Annotated in this window: 13 protein-coding genes; 8 read left to right on the top strand and 5 right to left on the bottom strand. The window is 71.3% G+C overall.

From position 1 onward, the window contains the following. Nucleotides 1–17: 17 nt before the first annotated feature. Nucleotides 18–1,289: an extracellular solute-binding protein gene (locus QZ433_RS03805; protein WP_295780089.1), complete on the bottom strand. Its 1,272-nt coding sequence runs from the start codon at nucleotides 1,287–1,289 to the stop codon at nucleotides 18–20. Nucleotides 1,290–1,740: 451 nt separating this feature from the next. Between QZ433_RS03805 and purS the strand changes: the two genes are divergently transcribed. The 8 genes from purS (at nucleotide 1,741) to QZ433_RS03765 (ending at nucleotide 9,479) form a co-directional block, all read left to right on the top strand. Then, entirely contained in the window at nucleotides 1,741–1,989 is a 249-nt protein-coding gene (gene purS / locus QZ433_RS03800) for a phosphoribosylformylglycinamidine synthase subunit PurS (RefSeq protein ID WP_108320545.1), read from the top strand. Next, nucleotides 1,986–2,693 carry a phosphoribosylformylglycinamidine synthase subunit PurQ gene (gene purQ / locus QZ433_RS03795; protein ID WP_295780088.1) on the top strand — a complete coding sequence of 236 codons (708 nt, stop codon included), beginning with the start codon at nucleotides 1,986–1,988 and terminating at the stop codon, nucleotides 2,691–2,693. The genes purS and purQ overlap by 4 nt, the downstream gene beginning before the upstream one ends. A gap of 101 nt (nucleotides 2,694–2,794) precedes the next feature. Further along, nucleotides 2,795–4,279 carry a LuxR C-terminal-related transcriptional regulator gene (locus tag QZ433_RS03790; protein WP_295780087.1) on the top strand — a complete coding sequence of 495 codons (1,485 nt, stop codon included), beginning with the start codon at nucleotides 2,795–2,797 and terminating at the stop codon, nucleotides 4,277–4,279. Then, nucleotides 4,276–5,706 (top strand): LuxR C-terminal-related transcriptional regulator, encoded by a 1,431-nt coding sequence (locus QZ433_RS03785; RefSeq protein ID WP_295780086.1) that lies wholly within the window; start codon nucleotides 4,276–4,278, stop codon nucleotides 5,704–5,706. Before QZ433_RS03790 ends, QZ433_RS03785 begins: the two co-directional genes overlap by 4 nt. Before the next feature lie 33 nt (nucleotides 5,707–5,739). Beyond that, nucleotides 5,740–6,447 (top strand): GntR family transcriptional regulator, encoded by a 708-nt coding sequence (locus QZ433_RS03780; protein WP_295780085.1) that lies wholly within the window; start codon nucleotides 5,740–5,742, stop codon nucleotides 6,445–6,447. Nucleotides 6,448–6,586: 139 nt separating this feature from the next. After that, nucleotides 6,587–7,081, top strand: coding sequence for an ureidoglycolate lyase (locus QZ433_RS03775; RefSeq protein WP_295780084.1), 495 nt, complete (start codon nucleotides 6,587–6,589; stop codon nucleotides 7,079–7,081). Beyond that, nucleotides 7,078–8,556: an FAD-dependent oxidoreductase gene (locus QZ433_RS03770; protein ID WP_295780083.1), complete on the top strand. Its 1,479-nt coding sequence runs from the start codon at nucleotides 7,078–7,080 to the stop codon at nucleotides 8,554–8,556. The genes QZ433_RS03775 and QZ433_RS03770 overlap by 4 nt, the downstream gene beginning before the upstream one ends. Further along, nucleotides 8,553–9,479, top strand: coding sequence for a 2-hydroxyacid dehydrogenase (locus QZ433_RS03765; protein WP_295780082.1), 927 nt, complete (start codon nucleotides 8,553–8,555; stop codon nucleotides 9,477–9,479). The genes QZ433_RS03770 and QZ433_RS03765 overlap by 4 nt, the downstream gene beginning before the upstream one ends. Nucleotides 9,480–9,494: 15 nt before the next feature. On the opposite strand, the gene QZ433_RS03760 is transcribed toward QZ433_RS03765, so the two are convergent. From QZ433_RS03760 to QZ433_RS03745, 4 genes are all read right to left on the bottom strand, one after another. After that, a complete protein-coding gene (locus tag QZ433_RS03760; protein WP_295780081.1) occupies nucleotides 9,495–10,331 on the bottom strand; it encodes a lytic murein transglycosylase in 837 nt (278 codons plus the stop codon). A 165-nt stretch (nucleotides 10,332–10,496) separates the two neighbouring features. Further along, nucleotides 10,497–11,708: an ROK family protein gene (locus tag QZ433_RS03755; protein WP_295780080.1), complete on the bottom strand. Its 1,212-nt coding sequence runs from the start codon at nucleotides 11,706–11,708 to the stop codon at nucleotides 10,497–10,499. Between the two features lie 99 nt (nucleotides 11,709–11,807). After that, on the bottom strand, nucleotides 11,808–13,028 hold the full coding sequence (mmsB, locus tag QZ433_RS03750) for a multiple monosaccharide ABC transporter permease (protein ID WP_295780079.1): 1,221 nt from the start codon (nucleotides 13,026–13,028) through the stop codon (nucleotides 11,808–11,810). Nucleotides 13,029–13,033: 5 nt separating this feature from the next. Continuing rightward, a partial coding sequence (locus QZ433_RS03745) for a sugar ABC transporter ATP-binding protein (RefSeq protein WP_295780078.1) occupies nucleotides 13,034–13,983 on the bottom strand: 950 nt, incomplete at its 5' end.

The following is a 13,983-nucleotide window of genomic DNA, read 5'->3' as shown; positions in this document are numbered from 1 at the left end:
GGCATCCGTTCGCTGCTTCAGGACAGGGCGTCGACCTCGGTCGCCCACTGCTTCCACGAGTCGGCAGCGCTCTGCGTGCCGTCCTCGACACGGGTGAGGGCCTTCTGCATGGCGTCGTTGATCTGGAAGTAGAACTGGCCCTTGTAGGGCGACACCTTCACGGCCTGCGCGCGCTCGGAGAGCATCTCGCCGACGGGGGCGTCGTTGAAGTACGCGTTCGTGCTGCCGGTCAGGGCCTCCGCGCTCAGGGCGTCGGTCTGGCTCGGGAACGTGCCGGCGTTCTCGAACGCCTTGACCTGCGTCTCGGGGTCGGTGAGCCAGTCGGCCAGTTCCTGCGCGGCTTCGACGTTCTTGCCGTTCGCGGGGACGGTCAGGTACGACCCGCCCCAGTTGCCCGCCCCGCCGGGGAAGACGTTGGCGATGTCCCAGCCCTTCACCTCGGGGGCGTTGCCCTCGATGACGCCGAGCATCCAGCCGGGGCAGAGCATGGTGGCGAAGGCGCCGTTGGACAGCCCGGCGAACCAGTCGTCGGACCACTGGCCGAGGTGCGCGGACTGCGTTGCGCTGGCCTTGAGCACCTCGTCGTAGATGTCCTTGACCTCGGGGTTGCTCGTGGCGGTGATCGAGCCGTCATCGGGGTTCTCGTACGCGGCCTCGACCTGGTTGATCGCGCCCTGGTAGGTGCCGCCGGCGGAGTCGAAGAACGCCTTGCCGGTCGCGGCGACGTACTGGTCGCCGACGCCGAAGTAGGTCGACCAGTCGCCCTGCAGGAGCTTCGCGACCTCTTCGCGATCGGTGGGAAGGCCGGCCGCGGCGAACAGGTCGGAGCGGTAGCAGACCCCCTCGGGGCCGATGTCGGTGCCGTAGCCGACGAGCTGCCCCTCGGGGCTGGTCGCGGCCTCGACCTTGTAGTCGAGCCAGCGGCTCTTGAGGTCGTCGGGCACGGGGGCCAGCAGGTCGGCGTACTCCATGACCTCGGGCAGCCAGTCGACCTCGATGGCCTCGATGTCGGCGAGGCCGGTCTTGCCGAGCTTCTGGAAGTAGTTCTCGCGGGCCTCGTTGCTGGTCGCGGCCTTGTTGTGGACGATCTTCACGTTCGGGTGCGCGTCCATGTACTCCTGCAGGAGCGCGTCGGTGTAGCCGAAGTCGTTGAAGGTGGCGATGGTGAGGGTGACTTCGCCGTCACCCGAGGCGGAGCCCCCGGCGCCGGAGCACCCGGCGAGCACGAGGGCAGAGGTGGACGCGACGGCGGCGACGAGCGCGGTCCGGCGCAGGGCACGGTTCTTCACAGATCACTCCTTTGTGGTGGGTGCGGTTCGGCACGGCGCTGCTTCCCGGCATCCGTTGCGTGGGAGCGCTCTCAGTCGAACGGAACCGACTGTATGGGATCGCTCCCACGGCGTCAAGGGAGCGCTCCCACGATCTCGGCGACGCTGCGACCAGCGCGATAAACGCCGCCTGTGCCGATAAACGCGTCGGTACCGCGTGTCTCGACAGGGATCGCGTTTATCGCGGGGGGCGAGGCTCGGCGCGCGGCGGGCCCAACGGGCGCGGCGGGCGGGAGGCGGCGGGCCCAACGCGCGCGAGGCGGCCGGCGCGGCGGGCGGGAGGCGGCGAGCCCGGCGAGCGGGAGGCGGCGGGCCCGACCGGAGGGTCCGACAACCGCACCGCGGCGACGAGGGGCGCGCGGCCCGCTCGCGTAGACTGGGCGCACTACGCCACCCGACATCTGGAGCTGAAGTGCCCACCATCGTCGTCGACGTCATGCCCAAGGCCGAGCTTCTCGACCCCCAGGGAAAGGCCGTGGCCGGTGCCCTGTCCCGGCTCGGTGAGCACCGGTTCTCGGACGTGCGGATCGGCAAGCGCTTCGAGCTCACCGTCGAGGGCGAGGTCGACGAGGCCACCCTGGCCCGCGCTCGCGAGCTGGCGGACGAGATGCTGTCGAACTCCGTGATCGAGGACGTCGTCAACGTCGAGGTCGTGGCGTGACCGCACGCATCGGGGTCATCACCTTCCCCGGGTCGCTCGACGACCGCGACGCGCAGCGCGCCATCCGCCTCGCCGGCGGCGAGCCCGTCGCCCTGTGGCACGGCGATCACGATCTGCGCGGTGTCGACGCGCTCGTGCTCCCGGGCGGCTTCAGCTATGGCGATTACCTGCGCGCGGGCGCGATCGCGGCCTTCGCGCCGATCATGTCCGAGGTCAAGGACGCCGCCGCGAAGGGCATGCCGGTCCTCGGCATCTGCAACGGCTTCCAGATGCTCGTCGAGGCGCACCTCCTGCCCGGTGGCCTGATCCGCAACGCCCACCAGCAGTTCATCCGCCGCGACCAGCGCCTGCGGGTCGAGAACGCCTCGACCGCGTGGACCGCCGACTTCTCCGAGGGCGATGAAATCATCATCCCCCTCAAGAACGCCGACGGCGGATACATCGCGGATGCCGAGACCCTGGCCCGCGTCGAGGGTGAAGGCCTGGTGACCTTCCGATACATCGGGGTGAACCCGAACGGTTCACTGGGTGATATCGCGGGTCTGACCAACCCTCGCGGCAACGTCGTGGGACTCATGCCCCACCCCGAGCACGCCGTCGAGCCGGGCTTCGGCCCGGGCACTCCTGCCGCGATGCGCTCGGGTGTCGACGGCCTCGCGTTCTTCACCTCCGCCGTCGCGGCGGTCGTCGGAGCCTCCGCCTGACCTCACCCGCCGCTTCACCGGGTGTCGTATTCTCGGGAGGTTCCGCGAGGACGCGCCCGAAGCGCCCCGCGTGAGATCCGATGACGGACGAGGGAGCGTGGATGGACGTGAACGGACCAGCGGACTCCGCGTTGCGCGCCGTCATCGCCCAGGTGGCGACGCGTCTGACTCCCGGTCACGGCCATCCTCTGCCGCGCCACCTCTCCCTGCTGTCCGAAGTCGAGACCGGCCCGGCACCCACCATCTGGACGGATGCCGACGCCGCACGGGTGTCCGCGGTGCTCGCCGCCCGTGCCCGACAGGACGCCCTCGACGAGGGCATGGCTCCTCTGGGCCGGTTCTTCGTGGACGGACGCCTCCGGAGTCGTTCGACGCTCTCCGCCGGTGCACGCGCGGGATTGTTCGCATCCGTCGCCGAGTACGCGACCGCCGTCGGCTGGCCCCGTATCGGCGCGCAGTACGCCTCCGAGGCGTTGTTGTTCGCCGAGACGCCGGCGGAGCGGCTGCGGGTCCTCGGACCGCTGACCCTGTCGCTCGCTCTCAACGCGGAATTCACCGCGGCACGTGCCGCGCACGCCGAAGCCCGCCGGATCGTCGCGGACCTGCACAAGAACCCCGCCGAGCTCTCGCACGACCTGCTGCTCGGCGAGGCGCTCTTGGTGGTGACCGGGGCCGACAGCGCCGCACTGGAGCGCATCGCCGGACAGCTCGACGCGCTCGGAGAGCACGATCCCTCGGCCTCGTACACGGCCGGCATGCTCCGCGCGACGGCGGCGTTCATCTCGCGCGATCTCCCGCGCGGACGGGCCCTCTGCCAGGAGCTGCTGTCCGGCTCGGCGCGCGGGCGCAGCCGTCGCCTTGTCCGCGACCTGCTGACCGGCGTCTACAGCGGCCTGCTCACCCTGCTGGACGAGACCGACGAGGCGCATCGCGTTCTCGACGCGGCTGTCACCCAGCCGGGTCACACCGTGTGCTTCGCGATGTACCGGGCGGCGCTGCTGTTGCAGGAGGGACGCGATCGAGAGCTGATCGCCTCGACGGACGCGTGCGTCGCCCTGCCCGAGGAGCACTGCCTGGGCTCGCTCACCCCCGTCCTGACCCGCCGGGCGGTGGCCTTCCTGCGCATCGGCGAGGAGCACCGCGCCGTCACCAGCATGGAATCGGCCCTGCTGCTGATCGACCGCACCGGGGGGTCGGTGATGCCGCTGCTGATGATCCCCCGCGCCGAGGCGGAACGTCTGCTCGATCTGGTTTCGCGTACCCGCCCGGCGTTCGTCGGCGCGATCGAGGAGATGCGGCGGTTCCTGCCTCTGCTGGCCTCGACGGCGACACCGGCGACCGCGGTCACGACCTTCACCCCCACCGAACGCGAGCTCGCCCGGCTGCTCGCCACCGACCTGGATCTGCCCGAGATCGCTCGGCGCCGTCAGGTGTCGGTCAACACCGTGAAGACCCAGGTGCGGTCGATCTACGCCAAACTCGGGGTCTCGCGTCGCAGTGACGCCCTGCCCCTGCTGACCGGTCTGACCGCCGAGCAGCACGTGATCGCGCCCGTCACGCCGATTCGCTCCCGTCCGGCGTCGTGAGCGTCGCACGCGTCGACGGGTCCTCGGCGTTCGCGAACGCGGCCCTGCGCGTCGCCGCCCGGCTCGACCCGGGCAACGGCCTGCCGGCCGGCCGCGATCTGATCCTCCTCGCCGAGAGCGACGCGGGACCACCCCCCTCGGCATGGGCCGATCGACAGGCGTTGACCCTCGCCGCCGTCCTCTCGGCCCGCGCGCGCACCGACGCCCTCGACGAGAGCCTCGAGCTGATCCAACGGTTCTTCGTCGGCCGCCAACTCATCCGACCCGCCGTACTGGGCGACGGCGCGCGCAGCGTTCTGCTCTCCAGCGCCGCGGAGTACTGCGGCGCCGCCGGCTGGCCGCAGGTCGGCGTGGGCTTCGCCACCGGCGCGCTGCTGTTCGCCGACACGCCCGGGCGGCGCTTCCGGGCCCTGTCCGTCCTCGCCCAGAACCTGGCGATGAACGGCGAATACGCGGCGGCGACCGTCGCGATCGATCAGGCCCGCGAGGTGTTCGGCGAAGAGGGGTGGGATGCCGCCGAGACCGACCATTGGCTCCTCTTCGGCGAGGGGATGATCGCCGCCGGTCATGCCCGCATCGCCCGCGTGCACGAGATCGCCGACGAGCTCGAACGCGCACGACCCGACGACCCGTCGTGGCTCTTCACCGCCGAGATGCTGCGCGCCACCGCCTGCTTCATCTCTCGCGACCACGCGGCCGGTCTGGCGCGGTGCCGGACGCTGCTCCTCGGGTCGCGCCGGAGCCACCGTCTGGTGCGCGAGCGCGTGCTGGGGCTGCAGAGCGGCATCCTGGCCCTGCAGGGGGATCTCGACGAGGCGCTCGCGGTCATCGAGGGGTGCACCACCCAGCCGGGACACGCCGTGTGCTTCACGGCGTACCGCGCGTCGATCCTCCTCGACCTGGGACGCGATCGCGAGCTCATCGACGAGACGAACGTGTGCGTGGCCCTCGGCGACGGCCACTGCCTCGCCCCGCTCCCGGCGATCCTCGTCCGCCGGGCGATCGCCTTCGCGCGCCTCGACGCCCCCCAGCGCGCTCTCGCGAGCATGGAGGCGACCCTGATGCTCATCGAACGCACCGGTGGGTCGGTGGTCCCCTTCCTCGCGGTGCCGCGCGACGAGTCCGTGCGGTTGCTGCAGTCGGTCGCGACGCGCCGGTGCGACCTGCGACCGCAGATCGACGCCCTCATCGCCGTCCTTCCGCCGGCGACCCCGGCGACCGGTGGGAGAGCCGGCATCGCGGCGCTCACCCCCGCCGAGCTCGCGCTGACGGAGCTGCTCACCGCGGGCCTGTCGCTGGCGCAGATCGCGCGCGTGCGATCGGTGACGTTGAGCACCGTCAAATCGCAGGTGCGGTCGATCTACGCCAAGTTGGGGGTCTCGACGCGCCAGGGCGCGGTGGCCCTGCTGCAGAGATCCCCGGGCTGAGCGTCGGCGCGTCTGATCGACGATGATGGGCGTGTGCGCGTTCCCGAGCAGGACCCCGTCATCGATCGTCTCCTCGCCCTGTGGAGCGAGAGCGACCGGACGCTGCCGTCGGAGCCGCGACTGGCGGAGCTGACCGGAGCGAGTCGCGCGTCCGTGCGCGAGGCCCTGATCCGCCTCGAGGAGCGCGGGTACGTGCACCGCACGCAGGGGGCCCGCACCACTCCGAACCGCCGGCTTCCCGCGGTGGGGCGCCGCATCGACGAGCAGTTCGACCACTCGCTGTCGATCAGGGGCGCCGGCTACACCCCGCACCTCGCGCTCGTGTCGTCGGAGAGGGTCGTGCTGTCCCCGTCCGCCGCGCGCTTCGATGATCTGGCCGACGGCACGACGGTGCTGCGCACCGTCAAGGTGTGGAGCGTCGACGGCTCTGCCTATGCCCTCGCCGAAGACCTCGTTCCGGTGACGTCCGACGACCCACTGGACCCCCGCTCCCCCGTTTTCGACCTGGCCGAGGCTGCCAACGGCGTCCAGGTGGCCTGGGAGACCCTCTGGGTGGATGCCGTCGCACTCGACGAGGAGCGGGCGGAGGCGCTGGGGGCCCCGACGGCGATCCCCGTCATCGAGATGACCTATTGCGGTTACGGCGCCGACGACCGCGTCGGCTACTGGTCGCGCGAGGTCCAGCTGGCCGCGCCGGCGGGCTTGCGCAACGCGCTCATCCGCCGCGTGCACCGGGGGTGAGCGATGCCCGGGGCCGCCGGGCCCCGACCGCTGTCGTTTCGGTCGCGTAACCTGCGCGTGAACATGTCAGACAAGTAGCCCCCTCACTTGTCGGACAAGCGTAGGCTCACGCTCACGCACCCGACGAGAGCGAGCCCCCATGACCGACACCCTCGACCTCCACCGCCTGTCCGCGCAGACGGTCACACCCGAGGACTTCGCCCCCTTCGGCGTCGTGCTCACCCCGATGGAGGACGGCACCCCCTTCACGGCCGAAGAGGCCGTGCTCGACGTGTCGGGCGGCATCCCCCGGTTCTATCTGATGCACCTCGACGACAAGACCCCGGAATTCACCCGCGTCACCCGGCACCTCGAGACGACCCAGACGCTCATGGCGGTCGGCGACGGGTCGTGGTCGATCGCCGTGGCCCCTCCCGGTATCGACGCCCCCACGCCGGACGACCTGCGCGCGTTCGTCATCCCGCCCCGCACCGCGATCACGATGCGCAAGGGCACGTGGCACGCGGGACCGTTCTTCGCCGAGCCGGGCATGGACTTCGTCAACCTCGAGCTCGACGACACCAACGTCACCGACCACCACAACCACCGGCTCGACGACACGCACGGCGTGCGCGTCGTCATCGTGGGCGGATGAGCGTGCTCGAGGCGCTCCCCGACGCCGCCTCGCGCCTGGCCGCGCTCGAGCGCGAGGCCGCCCACCAGGCCGCGCTCAGCGCGGGCGAGGAGCGACCGTGGGTAGCCGCACGCGACGGTGTACGACCGGTCGTGATCGTGGGGGCCGGGCAGGCGGGACTCGTCCTGGCGCGCGGCCTTCGCCGACGCGGCATCGACGACGTCGTGGTGGTCGACGCGTCCCCCGCGCACGCGGCGGGCCCGTGGACGACGTACGCCCGCATGCACACGTTGCGCACCCCCAAGGACATCGCCTGGCCGACCTGGGGCACCCCGGCGGTCAGCCCGCGTGCGTGGTTCGAGGCCGTGTACGGCGCGGCGGCGTGGGACGGCATCCACTTCTTCCCCACCGTCGCCTGGCAGGGTTTTCTGCAGTGGTACCGCAGCGTGTCGGGCATCGTCGTGGCGTCGTCGACGCGCGTGCGCGCCCTTGAGACTGCGGGCGCCGATGAGCCGATCATGTTGCACCTCGAGGGACCGGACGGCGAGTGGATGCTGCCCGCCCGGCACGTCGTGCTCGCCACGGGGATCGAGGGCGCGGGCGGACGCCACGTGCCGGCGCTGTTGTCCGGTCTTCCGGCGGAGCGCGTGCACCACACCCACGACGACATCGACTTCGACGCCCTGTCGGGGCTGCGCGTCGGGATCCTGGGCGCGGGCACCGGCGCCTTCGACAACGCCGCGACCGCCCTCGAGCACGGGGCGGCATCGGTCGACGTGCACATGCGTCGCCCCGCCATGCCGCAGGTGAGCCCCTATCGGTGGATGGAGTTCGCGGGACTCATCGAGAACTACGGCTCCTTCACCGACGCGCAGAAGTGGGCCTTCAACGTCCACCTGTCGGCGGTCGATCAGCCCGCCACGCAGAACGCGCTCTGGCGCGCCCACGCCTTCGACGGGTTCCGCTTCATGACCTCGTCGCCGTGGCAGAGCGCAGAGTGGACGGGCCACGACATCGCCGTGACGACGCCGCACGGCATCCATCACTACGACGTGGTGCTGGCCGCCACGGGCATCGTCGCCGACCTCTCGCGACGCCCCGAGCTCGCCGCCGTCGCGGACGAGGCCACCCTGTGGAGCGACCGCCTGGCGCCGGCCGCGGCCGCGCAGAACCCCGGACTCGCCCGTTTCCCGTATCTCGACGACGACTTCGGACTCGTCAGCCGCCACGACCCCGAACGCTCGGCGCTGTCGCGCATCCACCTGTTCAACCACGGTGCGCGGATCAGCCAAGGCATGCTGAGCCACCAGATCCCCGGCCTGGTCGGCGGGGCGACCAAGCTGGCCGCCGCGCTCTCGCGACGGCTCTTCGTCGCCGACTCCGACCGCCTGCTCGCCGAGTACCGGGCCTACGACGTGCCGGTGGGAGTGCACATCGGCCGCCGACCGCAAGCACCGCAGCCCTCCGATGTCGCGGGGGTAGCGTCGGCGTCATGACGTCCCCCTCGATCACCGTCTCCGTCCCCTCGACCGAACTGCGCGACGACCTCGGAACCCTTCCCGACGGCGTCGAGGTGGTGGTGTGGGACATGACGGATGCCGCTCCCCGCGACCGCTTCGACATGGTGGTGCCGCCGTACATGTCCATGGACGGCGTGATCGAGCGCCTGTCCGAGATCGAGGTCGGCCTCGTGCAGAGCCAGTCGATCGGCTACGACAACGTCGAGGGACGACTGCCCGAGGGACTGGTGTTCGCGAACGCGTCGAGCGTCCACGAGACCGCCACCGCCGAACTGGCCGTCGCCCTGGCGCTGGCCGCTCAGCGTCGCCTGCCGGACTTCGTGCGCGCGCAGGACCGCGGAGAGTGGCTCGGCGGCACGGCCACGGGACTGGCCGATCAGCGCGTGACCCTGCTGGGGTTCGGCGGTGTGGGCCGGGCGATCGCGGCGCGCCTGAAGCCCTTCGAGGTGTCGCTGCGCGCGGTCGCCTCGCACGGCCGCCTGCAGGACGACGTCGAGGTGTTCCCCCTCGGAAAGCTCGACGAGGTGCTGGCCGACACCGACGTGCTCATCGCCTCTCTCCCCGGCGGCGACGCGACGCGACACGTCATCGACGATCACGCGCTGTCGACGCTTCCCGACGGCGCCCTCGTGGTGAACGTGGGACGCGGCCCGCTGGTCGACACCGACGCCCTGGTCGACCACGTGCGGCGCGGCCGGATCCGCGCGGCGCTGGATGTGACCGACCCCGAGCCGCTGCCCGCCGACCACCCGCTGTGGGCACTCGACGGCGTGCTCATCGCCCCGCACGTCGGAGGGGCGACGGATGCCATGCGTCCGCGCATCGCGCGGCTGGTGCGGCGGCAGATCGAGCGTCTCGCCGCCGGCGAGGAACCGCTCAACGTCGTGATCGGCGGCTGAGCCGCGCGGGGGGCTTCAGCCTGCGGCGCGTGCGGCGTACACGTTCGCCGTCGCCGCAACGTCGTCGACGTAGCTGTCGAGGTGGTTGTACGAGAACACCGCGCGACGCCAGCCCGCGGGACTCGTCATCTCGCCCGCCGCGCACAGATAGCGCGCCGCGCCGAGGGCGGCGTCGTCGATCTGGTTCGGGTCGGCGACGCCGTCGCCGTTCGCGTCGGCACCCCACCGCTGCCACGTCGCCGGGATGAACTGCAGCGGACCAACGGCGCGGTCCCACACGGCATCCCCGTCGAAGACTCCCGCGTCGGTGTCGGCGATGGCCGCACTGGCGGACCCGTCGAGGGCGATGCCCCGGATCGGCGGGTCGGGGTACCCGTCGGCCCTCAGGGACCCACCGGAGTGCGTGCCGTGGGCGGACTCGATCGCGCCGAGTCCGGCGAGCGTGTTCCAGCCGATCCCGCACCCCGGTTGCTCGCGCTGGACGGTGAGCGCGGCCGTGGCGTACGCGCGCAGGGCACGATCCGGGATGCCGGTGCGCCCCGCGACCGTCGAGGTCCACGTCGGGTCGGCGGCGACGACGTCCACCGGCGCAGCGGCACCCGGTACCGCGGCGGGAACGGCATCCGGCACGGGGGTCTGAACGGACGCCGCGACGGCGTCACCGGCCGCCGCGGCGACGGACGGCACCTCCCACGCTTCCGCGCGCGCGGCGGACCGATCGGCCGCGGTGCGTTCGGCCTCGCGCGCCGCCGTCTGCGCGACCGCGAACAGCCCGCCCACGGAGGCGAGCACGACCATCAGGGCGATCACCCACGGCCAGAACGGCCGGCGCGCCGTGTCGACGAGGTCCACGGTCCCCTCCCGTCGCGCCCGTCGGGTCGAGCGCACCCGGGCACGCTAGACGGCGGCGGCGACACCCGCGTGAACGGCCGGGATACGGCATCCGTCCCGCTCCCCGCGACCCGCGCCCCGGAACCGGCCGGAAACGATCGCGCGCGCCGAGCCGAGGGGCGCCGCTCAGCCGCGGAAGCCCGCCGGGTTCGACAGCAGGTCGGCGAAGGCCAGCTCCGCGGGCCCGATGAGCATGAGACGCGAACGCAGGTGCGCGCGTTCGAGGCGGATGGTCCGCCCTTCGGCGCCGAGCGGGTGCACCCGCACGGCGTCGGCCAGGCGCTCGCGGCTCACCGACAGCAGCGCCCCGAGGTACCCCGAGAGCACGACCGTCTCGGGCGCGAACGCGTTGACGAAGTTGGTCAGCGCGAGGGACAGCATCTCGACCTGGCGGGTGACCTCGGTCATGACGCGCGGATTGCGGGCCACCCCCAGTTCGACGTCGAGCTCGTCCTCGTCGAGCTTGCGACGCCCCAGCAGCGGCTCGAGGATGTCGAGGCTCACCTCGGCCTCGAGGCAGCCGCGGCGGCCGCACACGCACGCGCGCCCCCGAGGGTCCACCACGGTGTGACCGAGCTCGCCGGCGTAGCCCGAGGTCCCGCGCAGCAGCGTCCCGTCGATGATCAGGCCGCCGCCGATGCTGTGCATCGCGCCACCGAGGTACAGCAGGTTGCCCACGCCCACCCCGACGCCGAAACGGGACTCGGCGAGGGCGCCGATGCTGGCGTCGTTGCCGGCGGTCACCGGCATCCCCAGTTCGTCGCTCAGGCGCGCGGAGACCGGGTCGCGCTTCCAGCCGAGGGTCGGCGACACGAGCACCGAGCCGTTTGCGTTGACGAGCCCCGGAACCGCCAGACCCGCCCCGACCACGCGGTAATGCCGATCGATGTCGGCGCGCATCGCCTCGACCGACGACGCCACGATCTGCACGAAGCGTCGGGGCGACGGCGCCGAAGCGGTGTCGTGCCGCAGCCGCGCGTGCACGACCCCGCCGAGGCCGACGAGGGCGACGGTGACCGCGTGCGGCTCGGCGCGGACACTCAGGGCGGCGACGTGGTCTTCGGGCTCGAGGTCGAGGGTGGGGCGTCCGACCTTGCCGGTGCGCTCCCCGCCCGGGGCCTCGCGCACGAGACCGAGCTCGGTGAGCTCCATGATCAGGCCGGTGACCGTCGAACGGTTCAGCCCCGTCGTCGCGCCGAGTTGCGCGCGTGAGAGCGCTCCCCGGGAGTGGAGGAGCGACAGGACGGACGCGAGGTTCTGCTGACGGATCAGGTCGTTCGTCGTACGGCCAGCCGGCGGCGCGAGCGGGGTTGCGGGCTCGAACACGGCAGGGGTCATGAGGGAGGCACCTCCCCTATCTTCGCATCACGGCGCGCGGGGGCGGACCTCCGCGGGAGCGGATGGGGAGCGGGCCCCGGGGCCGCGCTCCCCATCCGGTCAGACACCGCCGTTGCGTCGCTTGTTGAAGATGTCGAACGCGACGGCCAGCAGCAGCACGATGCCCTTGATCGCCATCTGCCACGCGGCGTCGACGCTGAGGATCGACAGACCCATGTTGAGCACGCCCATGACCAGGCCGCCGACGACCGCGCCCACGACCGTTCCGATGCCGCCCTGCACGGCGGCACCGCCGATGAACACCGCCGCGATGGCATCCAGTTCGTAGTTCTGACCCGCCGCGGCCACGGCGCCTCCGGCGCGCGCGGTGCTGACCACGGCGGCCAGGCCCGCGAGCACGCCCATGTTGACGAAGATGAAGAAGTTCACCCACTTCGTCTTGACGCCGCTCATGACCGCGGCGAACAGGTTGCCGCCCATCGCGTAGATGTGCCGGCCGAAGGTCGTGCGGTTGAGCACGAAGGTGTACGCCAGCACGAGCACCGCGAGGATGATCAGCACGATCGGGGTGCCGTTGTAGGTGGCGAGCGTGAACGCGGCGGCCATGATGACCACGACCGCGATGGCGTTCTTGAGCCAGAACGACCATGCCAGCTCACGCGGAAGCTCCAGGCGGCGCAGCGTCGCGCGGGTGCGCAGCTGCTGCACGACCAGCAGCACGCACGCGATCGCGCCGAGCAGCAGCGTCAGGCTGTCCCAGTTGCCGACATAGCCGAGCACGGGCGGCAGCCAGCCGGCGCCGATCGCGGTGAAGCCGTCCGGGAGACCGCTGATCGTGCCCCCGGTGAGCAGGACGAGGGTCAGACCGCGGAAGAGCAGCATGCCCGCGAGGGTCACGATGAAGGCCGGGATGCCGACGAACGCCACCCAGAAGCCCTGCCAGGCCCCGACGACGGCGCCGACGATCAGCGAGAGCACCACCGCGACGTACCAGGGCAGGCCCCATTGGTTCATCGCGATCGCGGCGATCGCGCCGACCATCGCCACCACCGACCCGACCGACAGGTCAATGTGACCGGCGATGATCACCATGACCATGCCGATCGCGAGGATCAGCACGTAGGCGTTCTGCTGGATGAGGTTGTTGACGTTGCCCGGCAGCAGCAGGCGACCGCCGGTGAGCACCTGGAACAGGGCGATGATGATGACGAGGGCGGCGAGGATGCCGAACTGACGGAAGTTGATGCGCGACAGGATGCCGCGGCGTCGCGGTCCGGGTTGCGTCGGCGCGTCGACCGTCTGAGTGGATGCGGTGGCCATTTCTGTCAGTTCCTTCCGGCGGTCATGTGCCGCATGAGGGTCTCCTGCGTCGCGTCGTCCCGGCTGACCTCGGCCGTGATGCGTCCCTCGGAGATGGTGTAGATGCGGTCGGAGAGGCCGATGACCTCGGGCAGCTCCGACGAGATGACGATCACGGCTTTGCCCTGCGCCGCGAGTTCGTTGATGATGCCGTAGATCTCGTACTTCGCCCCGACGTCGATGCCGCGCGTCGGCTCGTCGAGGATCAGCACGTCGGGTCCGGTGAACATCCACTTCGACAGGACCACCTTCTGCTGGTTCCCGCCCGAGAGGCGACCGGTGACGGCGGCGACGCTGGGTGCCTTGATGTTCATCTTGTAGCGGTACGAGTCCGCGACCTTGTACTCGCGGTAGCGGTCGACCACGCCGAGGCGGGCCAGGCGCGCGAGAGCCGAGGCCGAGACGTTGACCTGGATGTCGCCGATGAGGTTGAGGCCGTACTTCTTGCGGTCCTCGGTGGCGTAGGCGATACCGTGCTTGATCGCGGAATCGACGGTGCGCACATCGATCTGCCGACCGTTCTTGTAGACCTCGCCCGAGATGCCCGTACCGTACATGCGCCCGAAGATGCTCATCGCGAGCTCGGTGCGCCCGGCGCCCATGAGGCCCGCGAAACCGACGATCTCACCCGCGCGCACCATGAAGGACGCGTCCTGGATGACGACGCGCTCCGTGTCGACGGGGTGGTGGACGGTCCAGTTCTCGACGCGGAACAGCTCGTCGCCGATGTCGGGTTCGCGCGGCGGGAAGAGGCTGTTCAGGTCTCGACCGACCATGGCGCGGATGATTCGCCCCTCGTCGGTCTCGGGATCGGAGCGGTGCATCGTCTCGATCGTGCGACCGTCGCGGATGATCGTGATGCGGTCCGAGATGCGCAGCACCTCTTTGAGCTTGTGGCTGATGATGATGCAGGTGA

The organism is uncultured Microbacterium sp. (assembly GCF_913776565.1).
Taxonomy (GTDB): domain Bacteria; phylum Actinomycetota; class Actinomycetes; order Actinomycetales; family Microbacteriaceae; genus Microbacterium.
The sequence above is the reverse complement of the archived record's forward strand: the minus strand, read 5'-3'. Positions and strand labels throughout refer to the sequence as shown.

Excerpts from the sequence above, each read along its gene's own strand:
- QZ433_RS03790 (WP_295780087.1), top strand. The coding sequence starts at position 2,795 with ATGGACGTGAACGGACCAGCGGACTCCGCGTTGCGCGCCGTCATCGCC.
- QZ433_RS03775 (WP_295780084.1), top strand. The coding sequence starts at position 6,587 with ATGACCGACACCCTCGACCTCCACCGCCTGTCCGCGCAGACGGTCACA.
- QZ433_RS03770 (WP_295780083.1), top strand. The coding sequence starts at position 7,078 with ATGAGCGTGCTCGAGGCGCTCCCCGACGCCGCCTCGCGCCTGGCCGCG.
- QZ433_RS03765 (WP_295780082.1), top strand. The coding sequence starts at position 8,553 with ATGACGTCCCCCTCGATCACCGTCTCCGTCCCCTCGACCGAACTGCGC.
- QZ433_RS03755 (WP_295780080.1), bottom strand. The coding sequence starts at position 11,708 with ATGACCCCTGCCGTGTTCGAGCCCGCAACCCCGCTCGCGCCGCCGGCT.
- mmsB (WP_295780079.1), bottom strand. The coding sequence starts at position 13,028 with ATGGCCACCGCATCCACTCAGACGGTCGACGCGCCGACGCAACCCGGA.